This is a genomic window from Algorimicrobium algoritergicola (genome assembly GCF_008086165.1).
Classification (GTDB): Bacteria; Bacteroidota; Bacteroidia; order Flavobacteriales; family Flavobacteriaceae; genus Algorimicrobium; species Algorimicrobium algoritergicola.
In genome coordinates this window covers 56,302-72,068 of record NZ_VSKL01000002.1, presented here as the reverse complement: position 1 = coordinate 72,068, position 15,767 = coordinate 56,302, and the positions used below count along the sequence as shown (strand labels likewise).

Sequence of the window (15,767 nt, the reverse complement as noted above, 5' to 3'; positions counted from 1 at the left end):
ATGAAGTTTTTTCCGCTCTTAATTCTGTTTCTAGTCATTAACTTTGGTAGTTTAGCTATTGGAAGTTGGCTTATGGGTGATGGCGCAACGTCTCCTTGGTATACCAATCTAAATAAAGCGCCTTGGACACCTCCAGGTTGGGTTTTTGGCGCTGCCTGGACATTAATCATGATTTGTTTTTCGGTGTATTTAACCTATCTGTTCAAGGATTACAAATCGCCTTTATTACTAAGTGTATTTGCACTTCAGGTTGTTTTAAATGTCGCTTGGAATTTTCTGTTTTTTAATCAGCATTTGGTTCTATTCGCTTTAATCACGATTGTTTTACTGACACTTGTTATCTTTTATTTCTTTTTCACCTTTCGTATGGATGCCATGAATTATTGGCGCTATTTATTATTACCCTATATGATTTGGCTCTGCATTGCCACCTCTTTAAATCTTTACGTTTTACTATATAATTAATGAAAATTTACACCTTACACGCCAAGCAAAATCTTCCGATTTCTGTTGATCAGGCATGGAATTTTTTGTCAGACCCTAAAAATCTTAAAATTATAACGCCAGACTACATGGGCTTCAATATCCTTTCAGGAGCGGACAGACCTATGTTTGCAGGTCAATTAATTCAATATATTGTAACACCAGTTTTGGGTATTAAAACCAAATGGGTAACAGAGATTACACAGGTAGTTGATAAAGCATATTTTGTGGATGAGCAACGTTTTGGACCGTATGCGCTATGGCATCATAAACATTTTATTAAAGCCATTGATGGTGGTGTGGAAATGGAAGATATTATAGATTATAAAGTTCCCATGGGTATTCTAGGTCAAATGGTACATCCATTAATTGTAAAGCCCAAATTAGATGAAATTTTTGCTTATCGTCAGAAAAAACTAATCGAATTATTTGGAACACTATAAGCATGAAACAACCCATAAACATATTTTGGTTCCGAAGAGATTTGCGTTTAGATGATAATCGTGGTTTTTATGAAGCTCTAAAAAGTGATCATCCCGTTTTACCTATTTTTATTTTCGATTCTGAAATTTTGGAATCCCTTCCAAAGGATGATGCACGCGTAACGTTTATTTATAATACGCTGCAAACCATGCGTAAAACACTTCAAGATGAGCATAGCAGCAGTATTGCTATATATCACGGAACACCTGAAAGCGTTTTTAAAAAGCTTGTAGAGTCGTACGAAATTAATACCGTTTTCACCAATCGCGATTACGAACCCTATGCTATAAAGCGTGATAAAGATATTGAAACCTTTTTAGAAGAAAATAATACTGCTTTTAATACATACAAAGATCAGGTAATTTTTGAAGAAAATGAAGTTGTAAAAAATGATGGTGATCCCTATCGCGTTTACACACCTTTTATGAAAACATGGAAGGCAGCTTTTAAAACCATTGATTTAGAAATATATTATACCAACAGCTATTTGGATAATTTAGTTGAGAACACCCGATTACCGAATTTAGAATTATCGGATTTGGGTTTTGAGAAATCGACACAAGAAATAACTGATTATGATGTAACACCCACTTTAATTCAAGAATACGAAGCCAAACGTAATTTTCCAGCTAAAGATGCAACTTCGCGTTTAGGACCACATTTACGATTTGGAACGGTGAGTATTCGAAAAATGGTTAAAAAAGCCATTGCCGAAAAAAATGAAATATTTTGGCAAGAACTCATTTGGCGGGAGTTTTTCATGCAAATTCTTTGGCATTTCCCTCATACATTAACCAAGAGCTTTAAACCCAAATATGATACTATAAAATGGCGCAATAACGAAACGGAATTCAAAGCTTGGTGCCAAGGAAAAACAGGTTATCCTTTGGTGGATGCTGGTATGCGCGAATTGAATGAAACCGGATTTATGCATAATCGTGTACGCATGTTGGTTGGTAGTTTTTTATGCAAGCATTTGTTAATTGATTGGCGTTGGGGAGAAGCTTATTTTGCGGAAAAATTACATGATTATGAAATGGCCAGTAACATTGGAAATTGGCAATGGGTTGCTGGTTCTGGTGTGGATGCAGCACCTTATTTTAGAATTTTTAATCCAACTACTCAAATTGAAAAATTTGATAAAGATTTAAAATATATTAGTAAATGGGTTCCCGAATTTCAAGAACTTACCTACACGTCTCAAATAGTAGATCATAAAGAGGCACGAGAGCGCTGTTTAAAAGTTTATAAGGAAGCTGTCAGTTAAAATAGTATTTTAAAAAGCTGTTCTCATCTTGAATACGCACCTTTTTTTTACCTAAAATCGTTTTTTATATACACATAATCAGATAATTAACTCATATCCAGAAGCTTTGTTTTATATTTATTTTATAAAATAGATATAACATGATAAAAAAATTACTTATCGCGCTCACATTAATCCCCATGATTAGTGTTGCTCAAATTTCTTTTACTAGTGGAAACGGTAATTTGGTAAACGCATCTTTAAAAAGTGGTGTTGCTATCGGTGTTTCTGATATGAATGGTGATGGTTTGGACGATATTATTCGTTTGAATGGCGCCTCTTCTTTAGAAATAGAATACCAAAACACTAATGGTATTTTTACCCGATTAAATTATGGAAGCACAAGTGGTTCCAAATGGGGAATGGCAATTGCGGATGTTGATAGAAACGGTTATAACGACATTTTAATGGGTGGAAGTTATAACGGTTTAAAAGTATATACAGCCAACAGTTCGGGCACAAATTATAGCTCTAATCTGCTTACTTATCAAATTTTTGTTCAAAACTTAAACTTTGCAGATATTGATAATAATGGCACTATAGACATCTTTGCATGTCATGATAATGGTTTATCCAAAGCGTACAGTAATGATGGTACAGGCGCTATGACAGAAAATCTTGGATTAATTAATACGGCTTCTACTATACCTTCAGATAATTCTGGTAATTATGGCAGTATTTGGATTGATTATGATAACGATGGTGATTTAGATTTATATATTTCTAAATGCCGTCTAGGTGTTTCCAATCCCAATGATGGTAGACGTGTAAATTTACTTTTCGAAAATGATGGCAACAATAATTATTCTGAAGTTGCTGTTGCTCGTGGTTTAGTTCCTTACGGTCAATCTTGGGCTGCTGCATTTGAAGATATTGATAATGATGGCGATTTGGATTGTGTTATTGTTAATCATGATATTACCAGTATGATTCTTGAAAATGATGGAAATGGAACTTATACAGACATCACAGCTTCATCAGGAATTGCAACATCATTGGATAATTTAGGTGATGGTGGCATTCAAGTCATCATGGAGGATTTTGATAATGATACCTTTGTCGATATTTTTATAACCACTAGAAATGGTATTCATAAACTATACAAAAATGATGGTGATAATACCTTTACAGAATTACCTAATCCGTTTCCTTTACCGTATAATACAAATAGAATTCAAAGTGCCGCAGTTGGTGATTTAAACAATGATGGTTTTGTAGATGTTATGGCTGGTTTTGGTTCTGGTTATAATAATCCTAGTAGTAATAATCCAGATAGACTGTATTTTAATAGTGGAAACAGTACGAATAATTGGACTCAAATTCTTTTAGAAGGAACTACTAGCAATATCAACGGAATTGGTGCTCGTATTGAAATTTATGGTGCTTGGGGAAAACAAATTCGCGAAGTACGTTCAGGTGAGAGTTATGGTATTATGAATTCCCTAAAGACACATTTTGGGTTAGGAACTGCTACAGCTATCACTAAAATTGTTGTAAAATGGCCATCTGGAAATGTAGATGAGTTATTAGCACCAGCCATTAATCAATCTATAACTATTACTGAAGGCTCTACATTAAGTACTGCCAATCCTGAAGCAATTTCTAAATTGCGTATATATCCGAATCCAACGTCTCGTTTTATTACGGTTGAAACCAATAATAGAAATTCAAATGTTGCCTATTCATTATATGATGTTTCAGGAAAACTATTGCAAGCAAACCAAACGCTAAACGTTAATAAGCAAATTCCATTGCAATCATTAGCAACTGGTATTTACATGCTTCAATTAAACATTGATGGCGAAATAAGTATGCGAAAAATTATAAAAGAATAATTTCAGTTTATTCCATAAAAAAATGCTTCTAAACTAATTAGAAGCATTTTTTTATATATCCAAATAAACGTTATTTATTCGTTCTCTTTTTGTCTGTCAATAAAGGCACCAATAGCACGTAGGCGTGTATCAATATTTTCGTAACCACGATCTATTTGTTCAATATTGTGAATGGTTGACGTTCCTTTAGCTGAAAGTGCAGCAATTAATAAAGAAACACCTGCACGAATATCTGGCGATGTCATGGTTGTTGCTTTTAATTGCGATTTAAAATCGTGACCAATTACAACTGCACGATGTGGATCACAAAGAATAATCTTGGCTCCCATATCAATTAATTTATCCACGAAAAACAAACGACTTTCAAACATTTTCTGATGAATTAAAACGCTACCTCTAGCTTGTGTAGCAACGACAAGAATAATGCTCAATAAATCGGGTGTAAATCCTGGCCAAGGCGCATCAGAAATAGTCAAAATAGAACCGTCAATATAATTCTGAATTTCATAACCATCTTTATGAGCTGGAATATGAATATCATCACCTTGCTTTTCTACTGTAATTCCTAATTTTCTGAATACGTCTGGAATCTGCCCTAAATCATCCCAACTGGCATTGGTAATAGTCAATTCACTTTTAGTCATTGCGGCAAGACCTATCCAACTTCCAATCTCAATCATATCTGGCAACATGGTATGGTCTGTACCTTCCAAGTTGTCAACGCCATCAATAATAAGCATATTGGAACCAATACCACTTATTTTTGCTCCCATCCTATTCAACATATTGCAAAGTTGTTGCAAATACGGTTCGCAGGCAGCATTGTATATGGTTGTTTTTCCTTCTGCTAAAACTGCTGCCATAACAATGTTGGCAGTTCCAGTTACTGATGCTTCATCTAAAAGCATGTAAGCTCCTTTTAGCTTATCAGCTTCTACACCATAAAAATAATCTTCTCTATTATATCGGAATTTAGCCCCTAATTTAATAAAGCCTTCAAAGTGTGTATCTAAACGACGACGGCCAATTTTATCACCACCTGGTTTTGGAATATAACCTTTTCCAAATCGTGCTAACAATGGTCCAACGATCATAATGGATCCACGCAAACCGCGACCATCTTTTTTAAAGGCTTCAGATTCTAAATATTTTAGATTAATAGCATCCGCTTGAAACGTATAAGTACCTTGATTTATATGTTCAATTTTAACACCTAAATTTTTTAGTAAGTCTATTAATTTATTAACATCCACAATATCTGGAATGTTATGAATTGTTACTTTTTCAGGAGTCAATAAAACAGCACATAAAATTTGTAATGCTTCATTTTTGGCACCTTGAGGCTGAATTTTACCTTTTAATTGGTGGCCTCCTTCAATTTTAAATATACCCATGCCGTTTTTTTAATAGCGTTTTCTACTTCTATTTGTATTACTTTTTTTCTGATGACTCTTTTTAGTGCTTGAGCTTTTAGAACTGTATTTGGATTTGCTTCGCATTAAACTTGTTGCATCTGTTAAATCTTCATCTGCATTTAGCAAATTAATTTTACCACCAGAAAGCTCGCGTAAATGTTCAAAAATTACATCATCTTCAACCGTATCTTTATTCCAATTTAAGAAACACTTTTTCATGTGATTTGCAATCGTGAAAATAAGGGCCTCTTTAAGTTCGCCTTCTTCCCAAGTATTTGCCACATCAATCATGGTTTTAATATTATTCCCGTAGAAACGATATTTTGGAAAATTCTGCGGATATGGTAAATGTTCTGGTCGCTCATTTAATGTTTCCTTATCAGGTATACCATAGGGAGAATCCACATCAAAATCAAAATCAGACATGATAAATAGTTGATCCCACAACTTGTGTTGAAAATCGGGAACATCACGTAAATGCGGTTGAATATTTCCCATTACGGAAATAATAGCATGAGCTAGTTTATTACGTTCTTCTTTGGTTTCACGTGTTTTAGCATAATTAATCATCTTTTGAAGATGACGTCCGTATTCTGGAATAATTAAATGCTCACGTTCTGAATTGTATTCTAAATGATCTATCAAAATATGTGTATGTGTAGAGTTTACTTATGGCACGTAGTTTTGTGCATGCGCAAAGTACAAAAAAAAACTAAAGACTAATAACGCCTTTAACGTTTTCTGTAACTTCTTTGTATTTAGCAATAACGTCTTCAGGCGATTTCATTTTAACGTTAATAGAAACGCTCGTATATTTTCCCTTTTTAGACTCCTTTGTTTGAATTACGGCACCCATATTATTGAAAATATTTTCAATATCTTGAATAGATTCAAATTTCGTTTCAACAATAAATTTATATAAATACTCGGCTGGCCATAAAGCTGTATCGTAGAGCTGACCTTTTAGCTTTTCGTAAAAAGCGTCTATTTTTTGATTCTCGTCCATTATAATTTTTATTAAAAACAAAGATAGTATTTCCTTGTCATTTTTTAGTTTCCTTTTTAATTACGATTTTTACATCCAAAATCTTGCCAATTTGAAAATAAAGAAAATAGTTATCACTGGAGGACCAGGTACTGGGAAAACATCAATCATTAACGAATTGAAAACTCGCGGCTATGTTTGTCTGGATGAAATATCACGTCAAATAACTTTAAAAGCTAGAGAAGACGGTGTAGACCAGCTCTTTTTAACCCAACCTCTATTGTTTAGTGAACTGCTTTTAAAAGGGCGTGAAGACCAATTTAATCAAGCCAATACTCAAAGTGAAAGCTTTGTTTTTCTAGATCGTGGTATTCCCGACGTTTTGGCATATATGGATTTTATAGGCGATGACTATCCGGAAAAGTTTAGAGAAAGCTGTAAAAAGCATAATTATGACTTGGCTTTTATTTTAAAACCTTGGCAAGACATTTTTGTGAGTGATAGTGAACGTTATGAAAATTTTAATCAAGCTATTGAAATTCATGACAACTTATTAAAAACCTACGATAAATTCGGTTATAACCTATTAGATGTTCCGTTTGATACGGTTGAAAATCGTACTGCTTTTATTCTGAATGTTGTTAAAAACTTATAATGCAACAGCCCATTGACATATTGGAGCGTTATTGGAACTACACCAGTTTTAAACCGCTTCAAGAAACCGTTATCCAAGCCGTTTTAGATGGCGAAGATACCTTTGCTTTAATGCCAACCGGAGGCGGAAAGTCTTTATGCTTTCAAGTTCCTGCTTTGGCAAAGGATGGAATTTGCATTGTTATTTCGCCATTAATTGCATTGATGAAAGACCAAGTGCAAGCTTTGCAAAGCAGAGGTATTAAAGCTATGGCTTTGACTAGTGGCATTCATTATAACGAATTAGATACGCTTTTAGATAATTGTATTTATGGAAATTATAAATTTCTATATTTATCACCAGAGCGACTTCAACAAGAGTTAGTACAAGATAGGATTCGCCAAATGCCTGTCAATTTAATTGCTGTAGATGAAGCACATTGTATTTCGCAATGGGGAAATGATTTCCGTCCAGCTTATAAAAACATCAAACTACTCCGTGAATTACAACCTACAGTAAATTGCATTGCATTAACAGCATCTGCAACACCAGAAGTAGTAGAAGATATAATTAAAGAACTCGATTTTATAAGCCCAAAAGTTCTCAAACAATCCTTTAATCGGGATAATTTAGCCTACATGACTTTTGATGCTACGGATAAGCATTATCATTTGGAGCGCATTTTAAAGAAGAATAACGCACCTTCCATTATATATGTCCGAAATCGATTAGCGACTATAGAAATCAGTCAGTTTTTAGAAAAGAAAGGATTTTCAGCCACCTTTTTTCATGGTGGTTTATCCAATACTGAAAAAGACACCAGGCTTCAGGATTGGCTTCGTGAGAAAAAACTAATCATGGTTGCCACCAATGCCTTTGGAATGGGAATTGATAAACCCAATGTAAAAACGGTTATTCATTTAAATCTACCTGAAAGTTTGGAGAGTTATTTTCAAGAAGCTGGTCGTGCTGGTAGAAATGGCGACAAAGCTTTTGCCGTTATTTTAAAGAATAATTCCGACAAAAGTAAATTAGAAGATCAGTTTTTAAACGTACTTCCAAGTGTGGATTTCATGAAACAGGTTTACAGAAAGCTCTGCAACTATTTTCAAATTTCTTATGGTGAAGGCGTTGGTTTTGTAGAAGACTTTAATTTCAATCACTTCTGTAAAACCTATAATTTTAATACGCTTATAGCCTTCAATGCCATTCAGACTTTAGATAGAACCAGTATTATTTCTTTAAGTCAGCAATTTAATAAACAAACTAGTGTTCAATTTATCGTTTCAAACACCCAATTATTTCACTATTTAAGTAAGCATGCGCCATTAAATATTATTGTCAAATCTATTTTAAGAAGTTATGGTGGAATTTTTGAACATGAAACAAAAGTCAATACCACGAGAATAGCTGAAAAAGCATCTATATCTGAACACCAATTAATTCAAGCTTTAGAAAAACTTGAAAAAGATGACATTATTAGTTTGCAAATTTCTAAAACCGATGCGCAAGTCACGTTTTTAGAACCTCGTGAAGATGATAAAACCATCAATAGGATTACACATATTATTAATCAGCAGAACCAGTTAAAACATAAGCAAGTATCTGATGTTTTAAAATATATTTCAAACAATACCATTTGTAAAAGTGTCCAACTCCTCACCTATTTTGGCGAAAAAGATGTGAACGATTGTGGAATTTGTTCGGTTTGTGTTGAACGAAAAAACAAAAAGAAAGCACCTGCGGATTTTAAAACCATAAAAAACGCCATTATTACCAAATTAGAAGCAACGGACTGCTCATCTAGAACATTAACAGAAGCATTAGGATACCCAGAGAAAGACATTCACAACGCTCTGAAATTATTATTAGAACATCATATTATTATAGTAACCACTATTAATACCTATAAATTATCTCATTTATGAAAACCGACTTACGCATCGTATTTATGGGCACGCCAGATTTTGCTGTTGCCATATTAGACGCCATACTTGCCAATAATTACCAAGTAGTTGGTGTAATAACCGCTCCTGATAAACCAGCAGGACGTGGCCGAAAAATTAACGAGTCAGCCGTTAAGCAATACGCACAAAAGCAAGGTTTGCATATTTTACAACCTACCAATTTAAAAGATCCTGATTTTTTAGAAACCCTACAAGCACTTCAAGCTCATGTTCAAGTAGTTGTAGCATTTAGAATGTTACCGCAAGCCGTTTGGCAGATGCCAGCTTTAGGCACTTTTAACTTGCATGCATCCTTATTACCCAACTATCGAGGTGCTGCACCAATAAACTGGGCTATTATAAATGGCGAAACGGAAACCGGTGTTTCTACCTTCTTTATAGATGATAAAATTGATACAGGTGATATGATAATGCAGAAAGCAGTTGCCATAGAAGAAACAGACCATGTAGGCACCTTACATGATAAGTTGATGCATACAGGTAGTGAATTAGTTATTGACACTTTAAAACGCATTGAAAATGGCACCGTTGAAACCACACCGCAACCAAATACCAATGAATTAAAAGAAGCCAACAAACTAAATCGGGATAATTGTAAAATAGATTGGAATGATTCCATAGAAACTATACATAATAAGGTACGTGGTTTAAATCCGTATCCTTCTGCATGGTGTTATTTAAATAATAATGAAGAAACATTAGAAATTAAAATTTACGAAACTCATAAAGAAATAGCCGAACATAACTATTCAAAAGGACAAATAATCGCCAGCAAAAAAACACTAAAAGTGGCCGTCACAGATGGTTATATTTTTATTGATGCATTGAAATTACCAGGTAAGCGAAAAATGGCTATAAATGACCTCTTAAATGGCTATAATTTTCACGATGAAGCCAAAATGCTGTAAACCCTTATGAATGCTCATATTTCAAAAAAACCGATGAAATACACTCGCTTTATTAACAAATCGGTTAAGTTATCAACAAATTTAGGTATTTCCCTTGCTATTACTTGCATGGTACGATAATCCGTATAAATTTGTAATGGATTTAACAAAAATGTTTAACCAACAATTTATTAATAATTAAACTTTAAATTATGAACAAAACAGATTTAATCGATGCAATGGCAGAACACGCAGGAATTACTAAAGCAGCTTCAAAGAAGGCTTTAGAATGTGCGTTAATTGAAATTGAAGGCGCTTTACAAAAAGGTGACAGAGTTTCTTTAGTAGGATTTGGATCTTGGTCAGTTTCTAAAAGAGCTGCAAGAGATGGAAGAAACCCACAAACAGGAAAAACTATTAAAATTAAAGCTAAAAATGTAGTTAAGTTTAAAGCTGGTTCAGATTTATCTAGAGCAGTAAACTAATTATCGCTTAATTAATAAGTATAAAAGGTCTTCGTTTCGAAGACCTTTTTTTGTTATTAATGGTAGCATCTGTTTGTTATTAACAAAAAAAATATTAGATTTATAATAGAAAATCTATCACTATATGATTTCAATACAACCAAAAAAAGGAAACTTGCTTATTGCCGAACCTTCTATAATTGGTGACATCTCCTTTAACCGTTCTATCATTCTTTTAGCCGATCATACGGATGAAGGCTCTATTGGATTTATTTTAAATAAACCCTTGGAGTACACTATCAGTGATTTAATTCCCGAATTAGACGCCACTTTTAAGGTCTATAATGGCGGACCCGTAGAACAGGATAATCTTTATTTTATACATAAGGTGCCAGAACTCATTCCGAATAGTGTAGAAATTTCTTTAGGAATTTATTGGGGAGGCGATTTTAATAAAGTAGCCGAATTAATTGCCAATAATGAGATAAATGAAAAGAATATTCGCTTTTTTCTTGGGTACTCGGGTTGGGATGCGGATCAATTAAACGCCGAATTAAAAACAAATTCCTGGGTTGTAACTGAAAATATTTATAAGCAAAACATTATAGAAAAAAACTATGAAACGTTTTGGAAAGAAAAAATGATGGAATTTGGTGGTGACTATACCATTTGGTCCAATGCACCTGAAGACCCTACTTTTAACTAGATAATCTAATTTTTACTTGTAATTTTTGTAATAACATTTTGGCAACCGTATTGTCAAAAGTTTTCTTTCGGTATTTACTAATAGGCTGAATACCCGTTATGACATTGGTTATAAATAACGCATCGGCTTTTTGCAATTCAAAAGGCGAAATAGATGTTTCTTCTAACTTATAATCAGGCAACTGTGCAATAAGCTCCATAATTTGTTTTCGCATAATACCTTTCAAGCAACCATCAGAAAGTGGTGGTGTTTTAATACTATTCCCACTTACTAAAAACAAATTCCCGTTTAAAGCTTCTACTACTTTTTTATCCGTATTCAACAACAACGCGTTTTGTAAGCTGTTTTCTTCAGCATACACACTTCCTACCACATTAATCGCTTTATTATTAGTTTTTAAGGTGGATAATAAACTAGGAGACACGTAGAAATCTTTAAACAAATCCACTTCATAATCCCCATCATTCATTAAATAAAAATCAGCATCTAGTGCGTTAACAGCAATAACAAAACCCACCTCTTTACTTGTTGGACTATACAAACCACCTTCACTTCGAAATACGGTTAATTTAACACGCGATGTATGGTTTGCAAGCTTATTTTCAGTTAGGGTTTTCTGAATTTCAGCTTCCAGGAATTCCATAGTAAAATTCATAGGGATTTCCATACGCATGATTCGCATGGAAGCCATCAGACGAAAATAATGATCCTCCCAAAACAAGAGTTTACCATGTGAATATTTACAGGTTTCAAAAACAGCGTCACCATAGGCAAAACCACGATTATTTATAGATATCACGTTGCTATCATCTGTTATATTTCCGTTGAAATTGATCATAAAAAAAGTCCCGAATTTTATTCGGGACAAAGATATGTTTTATAATAGAAACCACCTTAAGCGGAGCCCAATACTTGTTTTAAATCGGAAATTTGGTTATCCCAAAGCATCTTTGCTTCATCCACTTCATCTTCTTCGGCAAAATCGACAATCATAATAGAAACATCTTTGGTAATCTCATCCACTTGAATACGAATTTCAAAGAAATAAGGTTCCCCTTCATCGGCTGCCCAACGAAATTTAATACGTTCACCACTTTTTTTACTGACTAAATTAGCTTGTTCTTCAGAACCATCCCAGATAAATTTAAAAAGCTCGCCTCTTGAATTTACGTTTTCGGCAAACCACTCGGAAAGGCCCGAAGGTGTTGATATATATTGATATAATAATTGAGGTGAAGCCTGTATTGGAAACTCCATTTCAAATTTTACTTTCTCACTCATAGTTACATAATTTATGCGCTCAATATATACATTTAATTGCTAAAAACTCAAACTATTTTTTATAAATATTTTTAGTCACTTTTTATTTGCACGGAATAAATTAGTTGTTATATTTGCAGCCTTAAAAACTGGTGAAAACCAGTTTAAATTAAGAGATTCCTATTTGTACAGGAATATGGCGAGGTAGCTCAGTTGGTTAGAGCGTTGGATTCATAACCCAGAGGTCACGGGATCGTGCCCCGTTCTCGCTACGATTTTTTAATCACTTGAAAAACAACGGTTTGGCTTTCGCTAAACCGTTTTTTTATGCATACCGTTTTTGATTACCTTGCAAGAGAATTTGAAAATGAATACGAAAGTGAATACGATTCAACCTTGAAGAAAAAATATTCAACACCCAAAATCTACTCTGCAGACGACAACCTTACTAAACGATGGTATAACAATTCTCCGTTTTTTTTAGCCTAAATAGCGCAACCAAACACCTGAAAACAACCGCTATAAACACAAATTGAGACGTTTAAATTCAAACCTCTGGATTTACTGTTTTAGGTTACTGTCATTTATTTTAAGTTTCTAGCTATACTTTCTTCAGGGGCAAAAGCTTTAAACTCTGTCCAGCATAACTAAGCATTTATGTGCCTACTAGCATCCCAATTCATGTGAAGCTGCTTGCGCCCATAAGGTTTACTGGGGTTATGTATAGGGTATCCATAGGGTTGATACGCTATACCTATTGGTTATATAGCTGTTATTTACTATATTAGTATGACCATGGCACGACAAAAAGGACCTTTTACAATTTCGGGAACGCTGGGCGACGTTAATTATTACATAGCGCGTGGTATTGGCTATGAACGAAAACCTGGCGGTGGGTTTGATGGGTATGCTATAAAAACCAAAGCCAGTATGCAACCCGTTCGCGATAATTATAACGAATTTGGGACTTGTAGTCGGCTTAATAAGCAATTTCGTTTGGCCTTATCGCCGCTTTTAAGTGGTATTAAAGGTAAGTTATTTTACTCCCGAATGATGCAATTGTTTTTAAACATTAAAGCATTAGATACCGTTTCCGAACGCGGCAAAAGAACTGTGAAACAGGGCTTGCAAACAGCCAAAGGCAAGCGCTTGCTTAAACAGTATCACTTTACACCCAAGACCCCTTTATTAAGAACATTAACGGCTAGCGCTTCTTTTAATTGGGCAACGCAGCAGTTAGAAATAAGCCATTTTAATCCGCGTTTATTTAAAACACCAAAAGGGACCACGCATATTGGCGTTACTTTAGGGGTATTAGACTTTGATTATGATACGCGCGATTCCACTTTAGATGTCTCTCCTACTTATCTTATTGACATTACTACTAGTTCATCTATTAGCCTTGTTCCCGATACGGTGACGGCTCCTATGCATTTTGGCGTAGCGGTTTTGGGTGTGCGTTTTTACGAGGTTATTGACGGCGAGGTTTATGATGTACCGGCTTCCGTTGGGGCTTGTGTTTTGGATTGCTTGGGGTGATTATAGGCAGCCGTATTCTCGCCTTTACCCTGAAAACATATTGGCTGTTACTACATGAATTATATTTACGATTCCTTAAAAAATTAATTGGCAAATACCATGTCTATATTTCGATACACTTTTTAAAACCTAAACATCATGAAATACCACCTACTTCAAGAAGGCATTGTATATGATAATGTCTTCCAAATCAAAAAGGCTAGAATAAAACATGATCTGTTTAATTCGGACACTATTGAAGTGGATCGGTTTTGTTTTGAACGGGGCGATTCCGTTGCCATTGTTTTGTATGAAAAAGACACAGACTCCTTACTGTTTACCAAACAATTTCGCTATCCAACGATTAAGGAATCAGATGGTTGGATCCTGGAGCTTACTGCAGGGTCTCTCGAGGGTAATGAAGACCCAGAGCAGCGTGTGAAAATGGAAGTTGAAGAAGAAATTGGTTATCAGGTAAATGGACTGGACTTTATCAGTTCGTTTTTTGTTTCGCCCGGCGGAAGTTCTGAACGCATTTTTCTTTACTATGCCGAAGTAAATTCATCCGATAAAGTTTTTAAAGGTGGCGGTATGATCGCCGAAAAAGAAGATATTCAATTGGTAAAAATGCCCGTTAATGACGTTCATATCCTCTTTAAAAATAATCAGGTTCGCGATGCTAAAACTATTATTGGGATTCAGTGGTTTTTAGGGAAACACCGTATAAAAATTAAATAGATCATAAATCAACCTCAAGTATGTGATAAGCATATACATCAATTGGGCCTAATTTTGGTGGGGATGAATATTTAGAAACGCTAATTTACTGCTGACACCATAAAACAAGTCTTTCCCGCTCCACAAAAGAGGGTGCAACTAAAGTGGATATCGTCCAATTAAAATGCCATTAAAGCCTTATCATACAGGCAACAATTTAGCTCCTAACCCACAATGGTGCTACACCTTGTTTTGATACGGTAACTGGCGAAGTTGGTTATACTTTTTGTCTCTTTACGGGTATCCGAAGCATTTATAAAAATAGCTTGTTTATATTTATCCCTATGTATTAATGACTAGAAATTTACGTAGTTCTATGTGTTTTTTGAATGCCTTTAAGTTTCTATATTGGAAATAGCAATATGTTAAGGGTTTGTGGTGTATATATAGCACATATATATGCATACTTTTACTTAAACCCCTATCCTGTGTGCCATTTGGCTACGTTACCAAGATTTGGTATACTTGAGGGGAATTATAGTCAAAATGGGAAAAAACACATCAATATCACTCGGAAATCATTTTGAGGATTTTATCAGAGAGGACGTAAATTCAGGTAGATATGGTTCGGTAAGCGAAGTTATTCGTTCTGCATTACGTTTGCTGGAATGCGAAAAAAAAGAAAAAGACTTAATTAAAGCTCTCGAAGTCGGAGAAAATAGTGGTTTTATTGAAAATTTTGACCCAAAACAAAATCGGACTGAATTACATCGCAATCACTTTTGAGTAAACAGCCATACCGAATAAGTAAACAAGCGATTGAGGATTTAGACAAAATATGGATTTATACGCTTAACAAATGCTCTACAGAACAAGCCGACAGATGTAACGCATTATCTGACTGGAAAATCCGTAGAACAAACTCTAAAAAACTATCGAGTAACTAAAATCAAATCGCATCTGATTTTTTTACAGAAACGTGGAAAATGAAGTTGTAGAAACTGTTAGAATTTTACACCAGATAATGGGTATTAAAAAACGACTGTAATAAAAAATGGCACACAACAATAAAAAACCAACAGTACACTATAAAAGTACTGTTGGTTT

At 34.5% G+C, this 15,767-nt stretch carries 17 protein-coding genes and 1 tRNA gene; 13 read left to right on the top strand and 5 right to left on the bottom strand.

The window, feature by feature from the left end:
• From ES675_RS06290 to ES675_RS06275, 4 genes are all read left to right on the top strand, one after another.
• The gene (locus ES675_RS06290) at positions 1-465 is read left to right on the top strand and encodes a TspO/MBR family protein (protein ID WP_066255239.1); all 465 of its coding nucleotides are present in this window, start codon (positions 1-3) and stop codon (positions 463-465) included.
• Positions 465-926: an SRPBCC family protein gene (locus tag ES675_RS06285; RefSeq protein WP_066255243.1), complete on the top strand. Its 462-nt coding sequence runs from the start codon at positions 465-467 to the stop codon at positions 924-926. Before ES675_RS06290 ends, ES675_RS06285 begins: the two co-directional genes overlap by 1 nt.
• A 2-nt stretch (positions 927-928) precedes the next feature.
• The gene (locus tag ES675_RS06280) at positions 929-2,233 is read left to right on the top strand and encodes a cryptochrome/photolyase family protein (protein ID WP_066255248.1); all 1,305 of its coding nucleotides are present in this window, start codon (positions 929-931) and stop codon (positions 2,231-2,233) included.
• A gap of 140 nt (positions 2,234-2,373) precedes the next feature.
• Entirely contained in the window at positions 2,374-4,107 is a 1,734-nt protein-coding gene (locus ES675_RS06275; protein ID WP_066255253.1) for an FG-GAP-like repeat-containing protein, read from the top strand.
• A 74-nt stretch (positions 4,108-4,181) separates the two neighbouring features.
• On the opposite strand, the gene murA is transcribed toward ES675_RS06275, so the two are convergent.
• The 3 genes from murA to ES675_RS06260 all read right to left on the bottom strand — a co-directional run bounded on the left by murA (position 4,182) and on the right by ES675_RS06260 (position 6,528).
• Positions 4,182-5,501 (bottom strand): UDP-N-acetylglucosamine 1-carboxyvinyltransferase, encoded by a 1,320-nt coding sequence (gene murA, locus ES675_RS06270; protein WP_066252751.1) that lies wholly within the window; start codon positions 5,499-5,501, stop codon positions 4,182-4,184.
• A 9-nt stretch (positions 5,502-5,510) separates the two neighbouring features.
• A complete protein-coding gene (locus tag ES675_RS06265) occupies positions 5,511-6,167 on the bottom strand; it encodes a DUF4290 domain-containing protein (protein WP_066252752.1) in 657 nt (218 codons plus the stop codon).
• Positions 6,168-6,234: 67 nt separating this feature from the next.
• Positions 6,235-6,528 (bottom strand): DUF493 family protein, encoded by a 294-nt coding sequence (locus ES675_RS06260; protein WP_066252754.1) that lies wholly within the window; start codon positions 6,526-6,528, stop codon positions 6,235-6,237.
• 91 nt (positions 6,529-6,619) lie between these two features.
• On the opposite strand from ES675_RS06260, the gene ES675_RS06255 reads away from it, so the two are divergent.
• From ES675_RS06255 to ES675_RS06235, 5 genes are all read left to right on the top strand, one after another.
• A complete protein-coding gene (locus ES675_RS06255) occupies positions 6,620-7,162 on the top strand; it encodes an AAA family ATPase (protein WP_066252886.1) in 543 nt (180 codons plus the stop codon).
• On the top strand, positions 7,162-9,069 hold the full coding sequence (locus ES675_RS06250; protein WP_066252756.1) for a RecQ family ATP-dependent DNA helicase: 1,908 nt from the start codon (positions 7,162-7,164) through the stop codon (positions 9,067-9,069). The genes ES675_RS06255 and ES675_RS06250 overlap by 1 nt, the downstream gene beginning before the upstream one ends.
• Complete coding sequence (gene fmt / locus ES675_RS06245) at positions 9,066-10,016, top strand: methionyl-tRNA formyltransferase (protein WP_197503493.1); 951 nt, start codon at positions 9,066-9,068, stop codon at positions 10,014-10,016. The genes ES675_RS06250 and fmt overlap by 4 nt, the downstream gene beginning before the upstream one ends.
• Positions 10,017-10,207: 191 nt before the next feature.
• On the top strand, positions 10,208-10,480 hold the full coding sequence (locus tag ES675_RS06240; RefSeq protein ID WP_048331437.1) for an HU family DNA-binding protein: 273 nt from the start codon (positions 10,208-10,210) through the stop codon (positions 10,478-10,480).
• Positions 10,481-10,604: 124 nt separating this feature from the next.
• The gene (locus ES675_RS06235) at positions 10,605-11,165 is read left to right on the top strand and encodes a YqgE/AlgH family protein (protein ID WP_066252760.1); all 561 of its coding nucleotides are present in this window, start codon (positions 10,605-10,607) and stop codon (positions 11,163-11,165) included.
• Here ES675_RS06235 and ES675_RS06230 read toward each other — a convergent pair.
• Positions 11,158-12,003 (bottom strand): aminotransferase class IV, encoded by an 846-nt coding sequence (locus ES675_RS06230; RefSeq protein ID WP_066252762.1) that lies wholly within the window; start codon positions 12,001-12,003, stop codon positions 11,158-11,160. The two genes, ES675_RS06235 and ES675_RS06230, sit on opposite strands and share 8 nt — an antisense overlap.
• Positions 12,004-12,059: 56 nt before the next feature.
• Entirely contained in the window at positions 12,060-12,446 is a 387-nt protein-coding gene (locus tag ES675_RS06225; RefSeq protein WP_066252764.1) for an START-like domain-containing protein, read from the bottom strand.
• Between the two features lie 177 nt (positions 12,447-12,623).
• Between ES675_RS06225 and ES675_RS06220 the strand changes: the two genes are divergently transcribed.
• The 4 genes from ES675_RS06220 to ES675_RS06205 all read left to right on the top strand — a co-directional run bounded on the left by ES675_RS06220 (position 12,624) and on the right by ES675_RS06205 (position 15,446).
• Positions 12,624-12,697: transfer RNA gene (locus tag ES675_RS06220), tRNA-Met, on the top strand.
• Positions 12,698-13,220: 523 nt separating this feature from the next.
• Positions 13,221-13,964 (top strand): hypothetical protein, encoded by a 744-nt coding sequence (locus ES675_RS06215; RefSeq protein ID WP_148367325.1) that lies wholly within the window; start codon positions 13,221-13,223, stop codon positions 13,962-13,964.
• 138 nt (positions 13,965-14,102) lie between these two features.
• Positions 14,103-14,681, top strand: a complete 579-nt coding sequence (locus ES675_RS06210) for an NUDIX domain-containing protein (RefSeq protein WP_066252769.1) — start codon at positions 14,103-14,105, stop codon at positions 14,679-14,681.
• A 525-nt stretch (positions 14,682-15,206) separates the two neighbouring features.
• The gene (locus ES675_RS06205; protein ID WP_066252771.1) at positions 15,207-15,446 is read left to right on the top strand and encodes a type II toxin-antitoxin system ParD family antitoxin; all 240 of its coding nucleotides are present in this window, start codon (positions 15,207-15,209) and stop codon (positions 15,444-15,446) included.
• The last annotated feature ends 321 nt before the right edge of the window (positions 15,447-15,767 follow it).

Excerpts from the sequence above, each read along its gene's own strand:
- ES675_RS06290 (WP_066255239.1), top strand. The coding sequence starts at position 1 with ATGAAGTTTTTTCCGCTCTTAATTCTGTTTCTAGTCATTAACTTTGGT.
- ES675_RS06285 (WP_066255243.1), top strand. The coding sequence starts at position 465 with ATGAAAATTTACACCTTACACGCCAAGCAAAATCTTCCGATTTCTGTT.
- ES675_RS06280 (WP_066255248.1), top strand. The coding sequence starts at position 929 with ATGAAACAACCCATAAACATATTTTGGTTCCGAAGAGATTTGCGTTTA.
- ES675_RS06275 (WP_066255253.1), top strand. The coding sequence starts at position 2,374 with ATGATAAAAAAATTACTTATCGCGCTCACATTAATCCCCATGATTAGT.
- murA (WP_066252751.1), bottom strand. The coding sequence starts at position 5,501 with ATGGGTATATTTAAAATTGAAGGAGGCCACCAATTAAAAGGTAAAATT.
- ES675_RS06260 (WP_066252754.1), bottom strand. The coding sequence starts at position 6,528 with ATGGACGAGAATCAAAAAATAGACGCTTTTTACGAAAAGCTAAAAGGT.
- ES675_RS06250 (WP_066252756.1), top strand. The coding sequence starts at position 7,162 with ATGCAACAGCCCATTGACATATTGGAGCGTTATTGGAACTACACCAGT.
- fmt (WP_197503493.1), top strand. The coding sequence starts at position 9,066 with ATGAAAACCGACTTACGCATCGTATTTATGGGCACGCCAGATTTTGCT.
- ES675_RS06240 (WP_048331437.1), top strand. The coding sequence starts at position 10,208 with ATGAACAAAACAGATTTAATCGATGCAATGGCAGAACACGCAGGAATT.
- ES675_RS06235 (WP_066252760.1), top strand. The coding sequence starts at position 10,605 with ATGATTTCAATACAACCAAAAAAAGGAAACTTGCTTATTGCCGAACCT.
- ES675_RS06230 (WP_066252762.1), bottom strand. The coding sequence starts at position 12,003 with ATGATCAATTTCAACGGAAATATAACAGATGATAGCAACGTGATATCT.
- ES675_RS06225 (WP_066252764.1), bottom strand. The coding sequence starts at position 12,446 with ATGAGTGAGAAAGTAAAATTTGAAATGGAGTTTCCAATACAGGCTTCA.
- ES675_RS06215 (WP_148367325.1), top strand. The coding sequence starts at position 13,221 with ATGGCACGACAAAAAGGACCTTTTACAATTTCGGGAACGCTGGGCGAC.
- ES675_RS06210 (WP_066252769.1), top strand. The coding sequence starts at position 14,103 with ATGAAATACCACCTACTTCAAGAAGGCATTGTATATGATAATGTCTTC.
- ES675_RS06205 (WP_066252771.1), top strand. The coding sequence starts at position 15,207 with ATGGGAAAAAACACATCAATATCACTCGGAAATCATTTTGAGGATTTT.